At 39.9% G+C, this 15,524-nt stretch carries 16 protein-coding genes; 13 read left to right on the forward strand and 3 right to left on the reverse strand.

Annotation, left to right across the window (positions count from 1 at the left end; genetic code table 11):
• Window positions 1-51 precede the first annotated feature (51 nt).
• From prwr041_RS02865 to prwr041_RS02890, 6 genes are all read left to right on the forward strand, one after another.
• Window positions 52-795 (forward strand): HAD family hydrolase, encoded by a 744-nt coding sequence (locus prwr041_RS02865; protein WP_394370804.1) that lies wholly within the window; start codon window positions 52-54, stop codon window positions 793-795.
• Window positions 796-928: 133 nt separating this feature from the next.
• On the forward strand, window positions 929-1,108 hold the full coding sequence (locus tag prwr041_RS02870) for a tetratricopeptide repeat protein (RefSeq protein WP_207154821.1): 180 nt from the start codon (window positions 929-931) through the stop codon (window positions 1,106-1,108).
• A 27-nt stretch (window positions 1,109-1,135) separates the two neighbouring features.
• Window positions 1,136-1,366: a 4Fe-4S dicluster domain-containing protein gene (locus tag prwr041_RS02875; RefSeq protein ID WP_207154822.1), complete on the forward strand. Its 231-nt coding sequence runs from the start codon at window positions 1,136-1,138 to the stop codon at window positions 1,364-1,366.
• 15 nt (window positions 1,367-1,381) lie between these two features.
• A complete protein-coding gene (locus prwr041_RS02880; RefSeq protein ID WP_207154823.1) occupies window positions 1,382-2,473 on the forward strand; it encodes a 3-methyl-2-oxobutanoate dehydrogenase subunit VorB in 1,092 nt (363 codons plus the stop codon).
• Window positions 2,466-3,233 (forward strand): thiamine pyrophosphate-dependent enzyme, encoded by a 768-nt coding sequence (locus prwr041_RS02885; RefSeq protein ID WP_207154824.1) that lies wholly within the window; start codon window positions 2,466-2,468, stop codon window positions 3,231-3,233. The genes prwr041_RS02880 and prwr041_RS02885 overlap by 8 nt, the downstream gene beginning before the upstream one ends.
• Window positions 3,234-3,255: 22 nt before the next feature.
• The gene (locus prwr041_RS02890) at window positions 3,256-3,801 is read left to right on the forward strand and encodes a 2-oxoacid:acceptor oxidoreductase family protein (protein WP_207154825.1); all 546 of its coding nucleotides are present in this window, start codon (window positions 3,256-3,258) and stop codon (window positions 3,799-3,801) included.
• A 113-nt stretch (window positions 3,802-3,914) separates the two neighbouring features.
• On the opposite strand, the gene prwr041_RS02895 is transcribed toward prwr041_RS02890, so the two are convergent.
• Genes prwr041_RS02895 through prwr041_RS02905 form a run of 3 tightly spaced genes read right to left on the reverse strand, consistent with a single transcriptional unit; the run spans window position 3,915 to window position 6,553 of the window.
• The gene (locus prwr041_RS02895; protein WP_207154826.1) at window positions 3,915-4,673 is read right to left on the reverse strand and encodes a sigma-70 family RNA polymerase sigma factor; all 759 of its coding nucleotides are present in this window, start codon (window positions 4,671-4,673) and stop codon (window positions 3,915-3,917) included.
• A 20-nt stretch (window positions 4,674-4,693) separates the two neighbouring features.
• Complete coding sequence (locus tag prwr041_RS02900; protein ID WP_207154827.1) at window positions 4,694-5,689, reverse strand: DUF4435 domain-containing protein; 996 nt, start codon at window positions 5,687-5,689, stop codon at window positions 4,694-4,696.
• Window positions 5,690-5,740: 51 nt separating this feature from the next.
• Window positions 5,741-6,553, reverse strand: a complete 813-nt coding sequence (locus tag prwr041_RS02905) for an AAA family ATPase (protein ID WP_207154828.1) — start codon at window positions 6,551-6,553, stop codon at window positions 5,741-5,743.
• Between the two features lie 102 nt (window positions 6,554-6,655).
• Here prwr041_RS02905 and prwr041_RS02910 point away from each other — a divergent pair, with 102 nt between their 5' ends.
• The 7 genes from prwr041_RS02910 to dnaK all read left to right on the forward strand — a co-directional run bounded on the left by prwr041_RS02910 (window position 6,656) and on the right by dnaK (window position 15,412).
• Window positions 6,656-7,576 (forward strand): DMT family transporter, encoded by a 921-nt coding sequence (locus tag prwr041_RS02910; protein WP_207154829.1) that lies wholly within the window; start codon window positions 6,656-6,658, stop codon window positions 7,574-7,576.
• Window positions 7,577-7,699: 123 nt separating this feature from the next.
• Window positions 7,700-8,995 carry an O-acetylhomoserine aminocarboxypropyltransferase/cysteine synthase family protein gene (locus prwr041_RS02915; protein WP_207154830.1) on the forward strand — a complete coding sequence of 432 codons (1,296 nt, stop codon included), beginning with the start codon at window positions 7,700-7,702 and terminating at the stop codon, window positions 8,993-8,995.
• A 34-nt stretch (window positions 8,996-9,029) separates the two neighbouring features.
• Entirely contained in the window at window positions 9,030-9,977 is a 948-nt protein-coding gene (gene cysK / locus prwr041_RS02920; RefSeq protein WP_207154831.1) for a cysteine synthase A, read from the forward strand.
• 398 nt (window positions 9,978-10,375) lie between these two features.
• Window positions 10,376-11,047: a DUF2975 domain-containing protein gene (locus prwr041_RS02925; RefSeq protein ID WP_207154832.1), complete on the forward strand. Its 672-nt coding sequence runs from the start codon at window positions 10,376-10,378 to the stop codon at window positions 11,045-11,047.
• Between the two features lie 16 nt (window positions 11,048-11,063).
• Entirely contained in the window at window positions 11,064-11,270 is a 207-nt protein-coding gene (locus tag prwr041_RS02930; RefSeq protein WP_207154833.1) for a helix-turn-helix domain-containing protein, read from the forward strand.
• A 30-nt stretch (window positions 11,271-11,300) separates the two neighbouring features.
• The gene (locus prwr041_RS02935; protein WP_207155560.1) at window positions 11,301-13,325 is read left to right on the forward strand and encodes a M13 family metallopeptidase; all 2,025 of its coding nucleotides are present in this window, start codon (window positions 11,301-11,303) and stop codon (window positions 13,323-13,325) included.
• Between the two features lie 173 nt (window positions 13,326-13,498).
• Window positions 13,499-15,412 carry a molecular chaperone DnaK gene (gene dnaK, locus prwr041_RS02940; RefSeq protein WP_207154834.1) on the forward strand — a complete coding sequence of 638 codons (1,914 nt, stop codon included), beginning with the start codon at window positions 13,499-13,501 and terminating at the stop codon, window positions 15,410-15,412.
• Window positions 15,413-15,524: the final 112 nt, after the last annotated feature.

Consider the following 15,524-nt stretch of genomic DNA (forward strand, 5'->3'; position numbering starts at 1 on the left):
ATCAAATATGGTGGATGCAGTTGAATAATTGCATCCACCTATTTTTATAATATGATACGAGAAGCTGTTACAGAATATTTAAGGCAACAAGGCATTCAAGTAATGTCTAAATCAGAAAAGTTTGGCTGGAACTTCAAATGCGTGTTATTTGACATGGATGGAGTTCTTTATGACAGTATGCCCAACCATGCAATTGCATGGCAGGAAAGCATGGCTAAATTCGGCATCAACATGACCGCAGCTGATGCGTATGCTACAGAAGGAGCAAGAGGCATAGACACTATCAAGAAGTATATGCGTGACCAACTTGGAAAGGATATCACTCTTGACGAAGCACAAACTATTTATGACGAGAAGACCAGAATATTCCACGACATGCCAATAGCTCCTATCTTTGACGGAGTAACCGACATGATGGAAAAAATCATTCAATCAGGAATGTCGGTCAACGTAGTTACGGGAAGCGGTCAGCGTCCTTTGATAGACCGACTTCTTCATGATTTCGGGAAATATCTTGATGAAGATCACATCACGACAGCTTATAATGTAAAGAGAGGCAAACCATATCCTGATCCATATCTTATAGGATTAAGAAAGGTTGGAAATCTTAAACCGTCACAGGGAATCGTTGTTGAGAATGCTCCACTTGGTGTAAAATCTGGAGTATCTGCTGGTATTTTCACGGTAGCAATCAACAGTGGTCCACTACCCGATTCTGCCTTAAAAAACGAAGGTGCAAATATACTATTTCATAAAATGACGGAGTTATCCGATGAATGGAACAATATATTCTAATTATTGCACAATCAAAATAGGTGTGCGCATTTTTTAGCAAAACTATTTTAATATAGTTTAAAATCAAAGTTGTTTATACGGGATTTACATTTCTCTTACATACATTTGTCACGGGAAAAATATAAAAAACACAATGACGGCTGAAGATTACTACAAACTTGGCAATTCTTATCGCAAGAAAGGAGACTTCAAACATGCTATTGATTCTTACATGGAAGCAATAGCTTTAGATTCCAACAGCCCTGCTGTTGAAGCTAAGAGAATGCTTGAAAGTATATTTGCTTACTATTGCAAGGATATGTATAATCCTTAAATCTTGTCATTTTCAAAAACAATTATAATGGGAAAAATATTAGGTGCTGTTGTTATCAACGAAGACAGATGCAAGGGCTGCGCACTTTGCGTAGACGCTTGTCCTAAAGACGTTTTAGCATTAGCAGGAAGAAAAGTCAACGTTCACGGTTATCCTTACGTTGAAGCAATTAAAGCCGATGACTGCATCGGATGTGCTTCATGTGGAATTGTATGCCCTGATGGCTGCATTACCGTTTATCGTAAAAAATTAGACTAAAAGAAAGATCTACCTATGGAGAAAAAAGAAGTAACACTTATGAAGGGTAATGAAGCTATCGCACACGCAGTGATTCGCTGTGGAGCCGATGCTTTCTTTGGTTATCCAATAACACCTCAAAGTGAAATTATAGAGACATTAGCTCTCTTGAAACCTTGGGAGACAACGGGTATGGTTGTTCTTCAAGCAGAAAGTGAAGTTGCATCTATTAATATGGTATATGGTGGTGGAGGCGCTGGAAAGCGTGTCATAACCACAAGTTCAAGCCCTGGTGTGGCTTTGATGCAGGAAGGTATCTCATACATGGCTGGTGCCGAGATTCCAGGAGTTATTGTTAACGTTCAGCGTGGAGGTCCTGGACTTGGAACTATACAGCCAAGTCAGAGTGATTACATGCAGGCAACACGCGGAGGCGGAAATGGTGACTATAATGTCATTGTATTGGCTCCTGCTTCTGTTCAGGAAATGGCTGACTTTGTTGACCTATCTTTCGAACTAGCGTTCAAATACCGTAATCCGGTTATGATTCTCAGCGATGGCGTCATCGGTCAGATGATGGAGAAGGTTATTCTTCCTCCTATCAAGCCTCGTCGTACAGAAGAAGAGATTGCAAAGGAATGTCCTTGGGCTACCATGGGTAGACCAAGTTCACGTGAGCCGAATATCATTACATCACTTGAACTTAAGCCTGAGGTTATGGAAGAGATAAATCTGCACCTTCAGGAGAAATACCAACTTGCAAAGGATACTGAAACAAGATGCGAGATAACAGGCTGTGACGATGCCGACTATGTAATCGTTGCATTCGGAAGCGCAGCACGTATTACAGAGAAGAGCATGGAGATTGCACGCAAGCGTGGAATCAAAGTAGGACTCTTTCGCCCTATCACACTATGGCCTTTCCCTGAAAAGGAACTTAGAAAGACTGTAGCGGGTAAGAAAGGAATCCTTGTTGCTGAAATAAACGCAGGACAGATGATTGAAGACGTGAAGTTGGCTATAGGAAACTCTTTACCAACAGAACACTTTGGACGTCTCGGAGGTATTGTTCCTGATCCTGAAGAAATTGTTAACGCTCTGAAAACAAAACTCATAGACAATGAATAACGACATCATATCACCTGACAATCTGGTTTACAAGAAACCAGAACTTATGAACGATACGGCAATGCACTACTGTGCCGGTTGCTCTCACGGTGTAGTGCATAAATTGGTAGCTGAGGTAATAGAAGAAATGGGCATGCAGAATAAAACTATTGGCGTTAGTCCGGTAGGTTGTGCAGTATTTGCCTATCGCTATCTTGATATTGACTGGCAGGAAGCTCCTCACGGTCGTGCACCAGCTGTTGCAACAGGTATAAAGCGCTTGTGGCCAGATCGTCTGGTATTTACATATCAGGGTGACGGTGACCTTGCTTGTATCGGAACTTGCGAGACTATACACGCCCTGAATCGTGGCGAGAATATACCTATCATCTTCATCAACAATGCCATTTATGGTATGACTGGAGGACAGATGGCTCCTACAACTCTTATCGGACAGAAGACAGCAACATGTCCTTATGGTCGTGAACCAGAATTGCACGGATACCCACTTAACATGACAGAACTAGCTAGTCATCTTACAGGTACATGCTTTGTTTCTCGCCAGAGTGTTGAGAACGTAGCATCTATACGTAAGGCTAAGGCTGCGATACGCAAAGCTTTTGATGCATCCATGAATGGATTAGGCTCAAGTCTTGTTGAAATCGTGTCAACATGCAACAGTGGATGGAAACTTTCACCAAAGCAAGCTAACGACTGGATGGAAGAGCACATGTTCAAGGAGTATCCAAAGGGAGACCTTAAAGATACTACTAATCTTTAGTTAACGGTAAAATCCAAAAGAAATGAAAAAAGAAATTATCATATCAGGTTTTGGAGGTCAGGGTGTTCTCTCAATGGGAAAGATTCTTGCCTATTCAGGACTGCTTGAAGATAAAGAGGTGACATGGATGCCTGCCTATGGTCCAGAACAACGTGGCGGTACAGCTAACGTGACGGTTATCATAAGCGACGAGCGCATTTCATCACCTATATTAAGTAAATTCGATATAGCAATTGTTCTTAATCAACCGTCAATGGATAAGTTTATCTCAAAGGTAAAGCCTGGAGGTATATTGATTTACGATGGTTTCGGTATTATAAACCCTCCTACACGAAAGGATATCACTGTATATCGTATTGATGCAATGGACAAGGCTGCCGAGATGAAGAATGCGAAAGTTTTCAATATGATTGTTTTAGGAGGCTTACTAAAAGTTTGCAAGATTGTAAGTACCGATGGTCTTAACAAGGCACTCTATAAAACTCTTCCTGAAAGACATCACAAACTTATACCGCTTAACATGCAAGCTGTAGAAGAAGGAATGAACCTCATTGAAGAAGTGAAATAAGATATGGCGATTCAACGCTATATAATAAAGAAATACCGCCCGCAAGTGTTTAATCCTTGCGGGCGGTTATTGTTATTAGCACGTTTAATTTTACTTGCGATGCTAACTGATAATCAACTAAGATATGCTCTCAACGTATCGTTTGTAGTATTCTTACCTAGCTTTCTCACAGCCTTATCTCTTATCTGGCGTACACGTTCACGCTTCAGCCCCATGTTTTCACCTATTTCAGCAAAAGTTATATTATCCTGACCTATTCCATAGAAAGCCTGAACAATACGACGTTCTCTGTCATTAAGCACATCCATTGACTGAAGGAGCTCTGCCTTTATTGATTCGTCAAGCGCTAACTTGTCTGGACGTGGAGCATCTGGATCAAATAGCACACTCAACAAGCTCAAATTCTTACCATTCTGCAATGGAGCATCTACCGAAAAGGCACGACTGTTTTCCTTCTCTTCTCGATTGCGCTCATTCTTCGGAAGGTTATAGATACCACTTTGCTCATTGATAGCATGAACAATAACATCACGAATAAAAGGCTCAGCATAACCAACAAAGCGCTTGCCACGACTACCGTCAAAGCTTTGCGCAGCCTTCATCATACCAATATTACCCTCACTGATTAGATCGGTTATCGCAACGCCATTATCAGTATACTGCTTTGCGATAGAAACGACAAAGCGAAGATTTGCCTTAACAAGCTTATCAACAGCTCGTTCACCAGCACTTCCTCCAATCTGTATCTTTTCGGCAAGTTGCTTTTCCTCGTCATCAGACAATAGTAATTCCTTTCCTATTTCATCCAGATATCTATTCAGAGATTCGTTTTCGCGCTCTGACAAAGGTTTTCCTGTTTTAATTTTCCTCATAATCAATAAAATTTTGTTTGTTATTTCGCATCCAAAAATTCAGCGACATCATTCATTATATTTTTAAACTGCGGTGACATGGCGTAACCCATATTCTTCTTAAGCATTGCTGTTATGTCTCCAACACTATTTTTATAGCTTGAAATTTCGGTCTGATACTGCATGTTGTGAACTGACTGATCACCTATTTCCTGCTCACGCTCACGATATAATCGACCGCATACTTTATCCATAATCGGTACGACGACATGATCAAAAAGATGATGTCCCTGTATATATAAATACGTATTAGACGAATCCACTCCTAACCTGTTTAAATCATCCTTTAATGCAAGATAACTTTCGCGGGCATTAGGATTCTTCTTTTTAAAGCCATCAACAGCACGTGACACTTTCTTGTGAAGTTTGTCAAGAGAATATTCTGGGTCATCAATTCTCACATCGCCTAGTTCGATGATATTATCAAATTCGGTTATCGTGAACTCAGCATAATGGTCGCTACGATAATACCATATATTCCAAACGAACAGTGGATAGATAATTTCAGAATATCTTGTCATGAACTCATTAAAGTCAAAGATACTATGATCGTTTAGCACCACTGCTACTGCCACATTATGCAACGAAGGAGCATAGCATTGAAGATTTTCTATTGCATAAGCATACGTATGAAAGATATAACTATTTGTCAAAAGCGTTCGTGAAGCTGGCGAAGCACCTTGTATGAGATAATCGTAATCTGCATCTACACAAGCAATCATATTATGTCCCACACCATCCATAATATTGGCGATAGCAGCCTTTTTACCACGTTCCAAACGATTCATACGTGTAGGAAGCATCACTTCGAAATAACGACTATCATCTTCATAGTTACCAAGTATGGTACGCCAAAAGAACACATCATCATAGCTCTCTACATAAGCTATAATCTTTCGACGTGCTTTCTTTGAGCCCAATTTATTGGCAGCCTCGAAATATCTTGATGTTATATTTTCGTTTAATCTTTTAGACATCTACATCCCCCCGACTTCAAACATCAGTTAATAACTTTAGGTATAAACACACTAAAAAGTAATATCCGTTACTTCGGTGACATGCTCCATCCAACCGTTCATTACAACTGCCGGACTATGCGTTGTCATTATCAACTGTAAATTAGGATTCAATTTAAGCACAAGTTCAATAAGCTGTTTCTGCCACTCAAAATGCAGACTCACTTCTGGTTCATCCATAAACAGCACATACGGTTTCTGATCTTCCACCAATACAGTGAGCAGGATTGCAAGAATCTGCTTCTCACCACTTGATAACTGATAAGGAACAAGGGTCTCGCCAATCTGTGAAAAGCGTATCTCGTTTTCAGTACGGATAATCTTCTTTCCTGTTTCCTTGAATAGATCATCTATCATATCCTGAAACAGTTTTTTTGACTCCGATATTTTCTGAGCCTGTAAAGCAGCATCAGGATCACCACATTGCAATGCATTGATAATTCTGTTGCCAATGTTTACCTGATAATCCAGATACTTACGCTGAAGCTGGAATAATTGCCAGTCAAGTTCTGTAGCCAGACTTAAATCCAGCTTCGATATCGTGTCTGAATTCATCAGTGGGCGATCAAAAGAGCGTATAGCATCAAAGCGTATCCATTTTGCATCTTCAGGTTGAACTTTCAGATGTACACCTTTAAGCAAGTGACTTGGAAACTCGCCGCCTTGTGCAAGACTTTTCACAACCTTGCTGAGAATAGTACTTTTTCCTACACCGTTAATACCACTAAGGATATTAACATTACGGTCCAAATTCCACACAATGTGTTTTGTTCCGCTCCAAAGAGATTCTATCTCTATCTGCTCTATATAATCAGCATATTTCATATTAATAGAATTATATACCGCAAATATAGCAAATAAAAATCACAGACAGTTCCAAATAGTGTGATTTTTTTTATAATTTTGCACACTAATAAAACTATTATAATGGGTAACAACAAGAATATCCCACTTCAGGCGCATCTCAGCATGTTTACAGCTGAGTTTTTCTGGGGACTTATGGCTCCGCTTGGAAAGGATGCAATGACACATGGTATTGACGGTATAGATATGGTTTCATTCAGGGTTATGGGTGGGGCTATACTATTTTGGATTACATCTATATTCGTTAAGAAGGAAACTGTGCCAACAAAAGACAAGCTATTACTTGCTGGTGCTGCTATATTCGGACTAGTATGTAATCAATGTCTTTACACAATAGGATTGAGCATCACGTCACCCGTTAATTCAAGCATTGTAACAACATCAATGCCTATATTTGCAATGGTGCTGTCTTTCTTTATATTGAAAGAACCAATTACACTTCAAAAGGCACTTGGAGTATTCATTGGTTGTTGCGGAGCGATAATACTGATCATTACAAGTGCTGCAGCTGTAAGTTCAAAGGTTGGAGACATACGTGGAGATCTGATGTGTCTTGGCGCCCAATTATCTTTTGCACTTTATCTTGCACTATTCAACAACCTTATAAAAAAGTATTCTGTATTTACGGTTAACAAATGGATGTTTCTTTGGGCAACGCTGATGATATGGCCCTTCACGGGAAGTCACGTCATGGACCTTAATTGGGCTATCGTTCCTACGAAGACATGGTGGGAAGCAGGATACGTTGTGATCTTCGGAACATATATGGGTTACATATTAACGATGGTTGGACAGCATTCTCTGCGCCCGACAGTTGTTAGTATATATAATTATGTGCAACCTATCGTGTCGGTTACAGTAAGTATTTTAACAGGTATAGGAGTATTTACACTCATGCAGGGAGTAGCCGTGATATTCGTATTTTCTGGTGTATGGTTAGTGATAAAGAGTAAATCAAAACGCGATTTGGAGACAAAGAAATAACCAAATACCACAAATGTGGTATTCTAAATGCCCAGAATGTGTGATTTCACCGTATCATTATTTGCCGTACCTTTGCAACATGATTTAGAATATAAACATAACGTAAAAAGAAAGGGTTTAAATATGAGTAATGGAAAGAAACTACACTTCGAGACACTTCAACTTCATGTAGGACAGGAAAACGCTGATCCAACAACGGATTCGCGTGCTGTACCTATTTATCAGACTACAAGTTATGTTTTCCACAATTCACAACATGCTTCAGACAGATTTGGACTTCGTGATGCGGGAAACATTTATGGAAGATTGACTAACTCAACACAAGGTGTTTTTGAAGACAGAGTTGCAGCCCTTGAAGGCGGTGTTGCTGGACTTGCTGTAGCATCAGGCGCAGCAGCGGTTACTTATGCGCTGCAAAACGTAGCTCAGAATGGTGACCACATATTAGCAGCAAACAACCTTTATGGCGGAACGACTAACCTACTAGAACATACATTGACTACTCAAGGTGTAGAAGTTTCATTCGTAGACCCTTCTGATTTTAAAGAGGTAGATGCAGGTTTCCGTCCAAACACGAAAGCCGTTATCATAGAGACTTTCGGTAATCCTAATGCTAGCGTGACTGACATTGACAAGATTTCAGAGATCGCTCACAAGCACAACACAATTGTAATTGTAGACAACACTTTCGGTACTCCATATCTTATCAGACCTATTGAACACGGAGCAGACATCGTTGTTCACTCTGCAACAAAATTTATTGGGGGGCACGGTTCGTCATTAGGTGGAGTAATCGTTGACGGCGGTAAGTTTGACTGGAAAGCAAACGCTGACAAGTACCCTACTCTAGCTAAACCAGATCCTTCATATCATGGAGCTATTTTCGCAGACGTTGCTGGGGCAGCTGCGTTCGTAACAAGAATACGTGCGGTGATATTACGTGATACTGGTGCAACAATAAGCCCATTCAATGCATGGATATTAATTCAGGGACTTGAAACTTTAAGTCTACGTGTGGAGAGGCACGCATACAATACAAAGAAGATCGTTGAATATCTGGCAAAGAATCCAAAGGTGGCAAAGGTAAACCACCCTTCATTGCCAGAACATCCCGATCATGCACTATACCAAAAGCTCTTCCCTAACGGCGGCGGCAGTATATTTACGTTTGACATAAAAGGCGGACAAGACGAGGCTTGGGCTTTCATAGACCACTTAAAGATATTTTCACTGCTTGCAAACGTTGCAGACGTAAAGAGTCTTGTTATACATCCAGCAACAACAACTCATTCACAGCTTAGTCCAAAGGAACTTGAAGAGCAACACATATACCCTTCAACTATAAGATTGAGCATTGGAACAGAGAACGTGATAGACCTTATCGACGCACTTGACGAAGCATTTCAATACGTAAAATAAAAACATATTAGGAAACAATTTAAAACATTATATTATGGCAAAGATTGCAAAACAAATAACCGACCTTATTGGAAATACCCCATTGGTTGAGCTAAATAAGTATTCAAAATTCCGTGGAGTTGAAACTCCTATCATTGCAAAAGTTGAATTCTTCAATCCAGGCGGTAGCGTAAAAGACCGTATTGGACTTGCAATGATTGAAGCAGCTGAGAAAGACGGAAAACTTAAACCAGGAGCAACAATTATTGAACCAACAAGTGGTAACACTGGTGTAGGTCTTGCTCTTGTATCAGCAATAAAGGGATATAAACTTATCCTAACAATGCCTGAAACGATGAGCGTTGAACGCCGTAACCTTGTAAAGGCTTATGGTGCCGAAGTAAGACTTACAAGTGGTAAAGACGGCATGCCAGGAGCTATCAAGGCAGCAGAAGAACTGCGTGATGCAACTCCAGGAAGTGTAATTCTTGAACAATTTGAAAATCCGGCCAACCCTAAAAAGCACTATGAAACAACAGGTCAGGAAATATGGAATGATACCGAAGGAAAAGTAGATATCTTTGTTGCTGGTGTTGGAACTGGTGGAACGGTATCTGGTATAGGAAAGGCTTTGAAGGAAAAGAATCCAAATGTTAAGATTATAGCTGTAGAGCCATTATCATCTCCCGTTCTTCACGGTGGTGCTAGCGGTCCTCACAAGATTCAGGGTATCGGAGCTGGTTTCATTCCAAAAACTTATAACTCTGACTTTATCGATGAAGTCTTTGATGTTGAGAATGACGATGCAATATTGGCTGGTCGCCAGTTAGCACAGCAAGAAGGACTTTTGGTTGGAATATCTTCAGGTGCAGCAGCTTTTGCGGCAACAGAGATTGCAAAGCGTCCTGAAAATAAAGGCAAAACTATTGTTACCTTGTTGCCTGATACAGGTGAACGCTATCTGTCTACGGTATTATATGCCTTTGACGAATATCCACTATAAATTCCAACTAAAGTCATTTTAATGTTTTTGTAATATAGATGAATGATTGATAGACGGGGCTTTATCTGCTTGGCAGGTAAAGTCCCGTTGACTTTTATATACCGATATAAACTAAAGATAAACCTTGTCGTAAAAAGCATTAATATGACATAATAACATTACTTAAGAGCATTATTGGTATAAATGAAACTTTATGTAGCAAAAAGATGACAATCTGCTAGAAAAGAGTTATAAAACGCAGTAAAAATACAAATAGAAGTTAAAAAACATCGTTTTTCGATATCTTTTTCTCATTTTATTTGCATGGAATTGATATTTGCCATACATTTGCATTATCGAAAAACGATAATATAAATATGTTATTCAATAATTAATATCAACTAAACAATAAATATAATATGAAACGCAAGTTTAATATATATTGTATTCTTTTGCTTGTAGCAATAGCCATTGGGTTCACTATTGACATATACAATAATGTAGATGATCTCACTTTAGGTTTTAAAGACGGTTGGCATTCAGCTGAAGCACAACAAGAGTTTCTGAAGAGAAAAACCAATATGAAGCAAATAAGCTACATAAACCTTAAAGCAAAGAACGATAATAAATTTCTTACTGCTGTTAAAAACAATGTTACAGGACAAATGGACTCTATACAAATTGGATATGTAAGAGTTGCAACATCAGCTGGCAACAACGGTAGAACGACCTTATCTAGTTGCATTGGATTATTCTCAGCAATAATATATTTGGGTTGCATACTTGCTTTTTGGATAGTATTTCTTAATATCATCCTTGCTGTCAACAGAGGGAAAGCCTTTGACAAAAAGACAGATCGGAAGATAAAGTTGATGGGAATTTTCTTAATAGGAGAATATATTTCAGAATGGGGCTTAACATGTGTAGACTATTTAGAAAGTAGTAAAATGTATAATATTTCAGATTATGATATTTCTTTCAGTGACTATCCTAGTAGCTATCTTCTTTATCTTGGCATTGGCATGCTGATTATTTCTCAGCTTCTCACAATCGGACGCAAGATGAAGGAAGAGCAAGAATTGACAATATAATTAAGGAGGATTTATAATGTCAATAATAATAAATGTAGACGTAATGATGGCTAGGCGCAAAATTTCGAGTGGTGAACTGGCTGAAAGGGTTGGTATCACCCCAGCTAACTTGTCGATATTAAAGACAGGAAAGGCTAAAGCTATTCGATTTTCAACCCTTGAAGCTATATGCAACGCACTTGATTGTCAACCAGGAGATATCCTGGAATACAAAAATGATTAAACAGTAAAATCATAAATAGAGAATTTAATGATGAAATCAAAATTAATTTTAGCCGCTATGTTGATATGTTCTACTGCGGCATCAGCTCAAGGTCTGAAGTCGGGAATCGACAAAAGCAACATGGACCTGAGTGTAAAACCCGGTGATAACTTTTATGAGTACTCAGTTGGTAACTGGTTGAAGACTCATCCTCTTGATGCACAACACCCTATGAACGGTTCGTTTGTCGATCTTGAGGAACAAAACAACGACCGCATTCGTGAACTTGTAGAGGGCTATGCCAATACTCCACAGAAACAAGGAACTCTTGGACAGAAGATAGGAAGTCTATATCGCATGTATATGGACACCGCAAGATTGGACCGTGAAGGTATCACTCCTATCAAACCTATATTAAAGAGAATTGCCGAAATTAAGAACCGTAAGGAATATGCAAAAGCAATGGCTGACTTGTCTGCTATTGGCTACAACACAACTATGTATGGTTTCGGATTAGGCACTGACGCAAAAAACTCAGACAAATACCTTGTTTCTATTGGTCAGGGTGGTATCGGTCTTGATCCAGAATACTACACTAAACCAAACGAGCAGCAGAAAGCTGTAGTAGCAGCTTACAAGAGTCTGATCAAAGACCTTCTTAAAATGGTCGGCAATAATGATGCAGTAGCCGAAAAGAAGATGCAGGCTATATTCGCAATACAAAATCAGATTGCAAAGGTCAGCTATGATCAGATTAAGTCTCGTGATCCTCAAGCAAACTATCATAAGATGAGTTGGGGAAAATTGCTAAAGGATTATCCTGGAATAGACTGGAACTATTTAGCTAAATCAAGCTTCTTCCCTGCTATTGACAGTGTAGATGTAGGTCAACCTGAACCAATACACGAAGTTGAGAAGATTTTGGCAAAGACTCCATTGGAAGACTTGAAGGCTTACATGGAATATAATGTTGTAAGCAGTGCTTCAGGTACTCTTTCAAAGAAGTTCTTCGATCGCAAATTTGAATTTAACAAAACACTTTACGGAGTAAAGGAAGAGCAACCTCGTTGGAAATATGCACTAAGTTTCGTACAGAATCTTCTTGGTGAAGCTGTAGGTAAATTATATGTAAAGAAATACTTCCCTGAAAGCAGCAAACAACTTGCTATAGAACTTGTCAAGAATTTGCAAAACGCTTTAGCAGAACGCATTCAGGAAAACACTTGGATGACAGATGTCACAAAGAAGCAGGCAATAGAAAAGCTTAGAGCTTTCCGTATCAGAATAGGTTATCCTGACAAATGGCAGAATAATGATTCAGCTGTTGTAGTTGACGAAAACAAGAGCCTTCGTGAAAATCTTGAAAACCTTAATGTAGTATTACAGAAATATGAAGTTAAGAAACGTTTCGGAAAACCTGTTGACAAAGAAGAATGGTTCTGTACTCCACAGACTGTAAACGCTTTTTACAGTCCAGAAACAAATAGCATCAATTTCCCAGCAGCTATTCTTCAGGCACCATTCTTTGATCCTGAGGCAGACGCCGCAGCCAACTTTGGTGGTATCGGAAGTGTAATCGGACACGAGATGAGTCATGGATTTGACGATCAAGGATGTCAGTTTGACAAGAACGGAAACCTTAACAACTGGTGGACTGCTGAAGATAAGGCAAACTATGACAAGCGTACAAAAGTACTTGCCGACTGGTTCAGCACTCAGGAAGTTCTTCCAGGACTTAAAGTTAACGGAGAAAAGACTCTTGGCGAAAATATCGGTGACAACGGTGGTATAAACGTTGCATTCAGAGCGTTTGAGAACGCTATTAAGAAGAATCCTTTGGAAAACAAAGACGGCTTCACTCCCGAACAACGCTTCTTCCTTGCTTACGGTCGTATCTGGGCAAGCAACATAGCACCACAGTTTGTAGCTTATATTGTTAATTCAGACACTCATTCTCCTAACATAGCTCGTGTGAATGGTGCACTCCCTATGATTGACGCATGGTATGATACATTTGGCATCAAGCAAGGTGACAAGTTGTATGTTCCTATTGAGAAACGTGCTCATATCTGGTAAAAAACCTCTCTCTTAGAATATATTTTTTAAAATGGCTGGCATTTGACTTCTGTCACAATGTCAGCCATTTGTCATTGTATAGTCGTTGGCACATGGTTTGTTATTTAAAGAGTGTCTCTGGAAAATTCGCAGACATCAAAGAAAACAAGAATTAAAACAAAAAATATACAACAATGGGAAAGATTATTGGAATCGACTTAGGAACAACTAACAGTTGCGTTTCTGTATTTGAAGGAAACGAACCGGTAGTAATCGCAAACAGTGAAGGTAAGCGTACAACACCTTCAGTAATTGGTTTTGTTAAAGATGGTGAGCGCAAGGTAGGTGATCCTGCAAAGCGTCAAGCTATCACAAACCCACAGAATACGGTATATTCTATCAAGCGTTTCATGGGTGAGACTTACGACCAGAGCCGTAAGGAAGCTGAAAACATGCCTTACACTGTAATAAATGAAAATGGTTACCCACGTATTGAAATTGAGGGTCGCAGATATACTCCACAAGAGATTTCAGCTATGGTTCTTCAGAAGATGAAGAAGACTGCTGAGGATTATCTTGGTCAGGAGGTTACAGACGCAGTTATCACTGTTCCTGCATACTTCTCTGATTCACAGCGTCAGGCTACAAAGGAGGCTGGTCAGATTGCAGGTCTTAACGTTCAGCGTATCGTTAACGAGCCAACAGCAGCTGCTCTTGCTTATGGTGTAGACAAGGCTAACAAAGATATGAAGATCGCTGTATTCGACCTTGGTGGTGGTACATTCGATATTTCTATTCTTGAATTTGGTGGCGGTGTATTCGAAGTACTTTCTACAAATGGTGATACTCACCTTGGTGGTGATGACTTCGATCAGGTAATCATCAAATGGCTTGCTGACGGTTTCATGGCTGATGAAGGTATCGACCTTAAGAAAGACCCAATGGCAATGCAGCGTCTTAAAGAAGCTGCTGAGAAAGCAAAGATTGAACTTTCAAGTTCTACATCTACAGAAATCAACTTGCCATACATCTCTGCAGAGGGTGGTGTTCCAAAGCACCTTGTAAAGACTCTTACACGTTCACAGTTTGAACAGCTTGCACACGATCTTATTCAGGCTTGTCTTGTACCTTGCCAGAGTGCAGTACGTGATGCAAAACTTTCAACATCAGATATTGACGAAGTTATCCTAGTAGGTGGTAGTTCTCGTATCCCAGCCGTACAGACATTGGTTAAGAACTATTTCGGCAAAGAGCCTTCAAAGGGTGTAAACCCAGATGAGGTTGTTGCAGTAGGTGCTGCCATTCAGGGAGCTATCCTTAACAAAGAAAACGGAGTTGGTGACATCGTATTGCTAGACGTTACTCCTCTTACATTGGGTATCGAGACAATGGGTGGTGTAATGACAAAACTTATTGAGTCAAATACAACTATTCCTTGCAAGAAGAGCGAAACATTCTCTACAGCAGTAGACAACCAGACAGCAGTAACTATCCACGTACTTCAGGGAGAGCGCCCTATGGCATCTCAGAACAAGAGTATCGGTCAGTTCAACCTTGAAGGTATTGCTCCAGCACGTCGTGGTGTTCCACAGATCGAGGTAACATTCGATATTGATGCTAACGGTATCCTTAACGTAAGTGCAAAAGATAAGGCAACAGGCAAGGAACAGAAGATTCGTATCGAGGCTTCAAGTGGTTTGAGTCAGGAAGAAATCGATCGCATGAAGGCAGAAGCTGAGCAGAACGCTGCATCAGATAAGGCTGAGCGTGAGAAGATTGACAAGATGAATCAGGCTGATTCAATGATTTTCACTACAGAGAATTTCTTGAAAGAAAACGCTGACAAGATTCCTGCTGATAAGAAACCAGCTATCGAGACAGCTCTTCAACAGTTGAAAGATGCTCAAAAGAGTGGCGATGTTGCAGCTATCGACGCAGCAACAGCAACTCTAAACACAGCAGTTCAGGAAGTAAGTGCTCAGATGTATCAGGGTGGTGCACAACCTGGTGCACAACCAGAGGCTGATGCTCAGGCTGGACAGCAGGCACAAGGTGGTGCTCAGGCTGGTGAAGACATCCAGGATGCAGACTTCGAAGAGGTTAAGTAAGAATAGATAAACATCAATAAGAAAATCCGTGTAAACCAAGTGTTTACGCGGATTTTTATTTTATATTAATGATTGCATTTCTTTTGCTGAATTGATGTTTTTTAAGGTTATT

The sequence above is a fragment of the Prevotella herbatica genome, from assembly GCF_017347605.1.
Classification (GTDB): Bacteria; Bacteroidota; Bacteroidia; order Bacteroidales; family Bacteroidaceae; genus Prevotella; species Prevotella herbatica.

What these genes read in the sequence shown, in the direction of transcription:
- prwr041_RS02910 (WP_207154829.1), top strand. Translation starts at nt 6,656, where the DNA reads ATGGGTAACAACAAGAATATCCCACTTCAGGCGCATCTCAGCATGTTT.
- prwr041_RS02930 (WP_207154833.1), top strand. Translation starts at nt 11,064, where the DNA reads ATGTCAATAATAATAAATGTAGACGTAATGATGGCTAGGCGCAAAATT.
- prwr041_RS02875 (WP_207154822.1), top strand. Translation starts at nt 1,136, where the DNA reads ATGGGAAAAATATTAGGTGCTGTTGTTATCAACGAAGACAGATGCAAG.
- prwr041_RS02865 (WP_394370804.1), top strand. Translation starts at nt 52, where the DNA reads ATGATACGAGAAGCTGTTACAGAATATTTAAGGCAACAAGGCATTCAA.
- prwr041_RS02915 (WP_207154830.1), top strand. Translation starts at nt 7,700, where the DNA reads ATGAGTAATGGAAAGAAACTACACTTCGAGACACTTCAACTTCATGTA.
- cysK (WP_207154831.1), top strand. Translation starts at nt 9,030, where the DNA reads ATGGCAAAGATTGCAAAACAAATAACCGACCTTATTGGAAATACCCCA.
- prwr041_RS02935 (WP_207155560.1), top strand. Translation starts at nt 11,301, where the DNA reads ATGAAATCAAAATTAATTTTAGCCGCTATGTTGATATGTTCTACTGCG.
- prwr041_RS02885 (WP_207154824.1), top strand. Translation starts at nt 2,466, where the DNA reads ATGAATAACGACATCATATCACCTGACAATCTGGTTTACAAGAAACCA.
- prwr041_RS02895 (WP_207154826.1), bottom strand. Translation starts at nt 4,673, where the DNA reads ATGAGGAAAATTAAAACAGGAAAACCTTTGTCAGAGCGCGAAAACGAA.
- prwr041_RS02880 (WP_207154823.1), top strand. Translation starts at nt 1,382, where the DNA reads ATGGAGAAAAAAGAAGTAACACTTATGAAGGGTAATGAAGCTATCGCA.
- dnaK (WP_207154834.1), top strand. Translation starts at nt 13,499, where the DNA reads ATGGGAAAGATTATTGGAATCGACTTAGGAACAACTAACAGTTGCGTT.
- prwr041_RS02925 (WP_207154832.1), top strand. Translation starts at nt 10,376, where the DNA reads ATGAAACGCAAGTTTAATATATATTGTATTCTTTTGCTTGTAGCAATA.
- prwr041_RS02890 (WP_207154825.1), top strand. Translation starts at nt 3,256, where the DNA reads ATGAAAAAAGAAATTATCATATCAGGTTTTGGAGGTCAGGGTGTTCTC.
- prwr041_RS02870 (WP_207154821.1), top strand. Translation starts at nt 929, where the DNA reads ATGACGGCTGAAGATTACTACAAACTTGGCAATTCTTATCGCAAGAAA.
- prwr041_RS02900 (WP_207154827.1), bottom strand. Translation starts at nt 5,689, where the DNA reads ATGTCTAAAAGATTAAACGAAAATATAACATCAAGATATTTCGAGGCT.
- prwr041_RS02905 (WP_207154828.1), bottom strand. Translation starts at nt 6,553, where the DNA reads ATGAAATATGCTGATTATATAGAGCAGATAGAGATAGAATCTCTTTGG.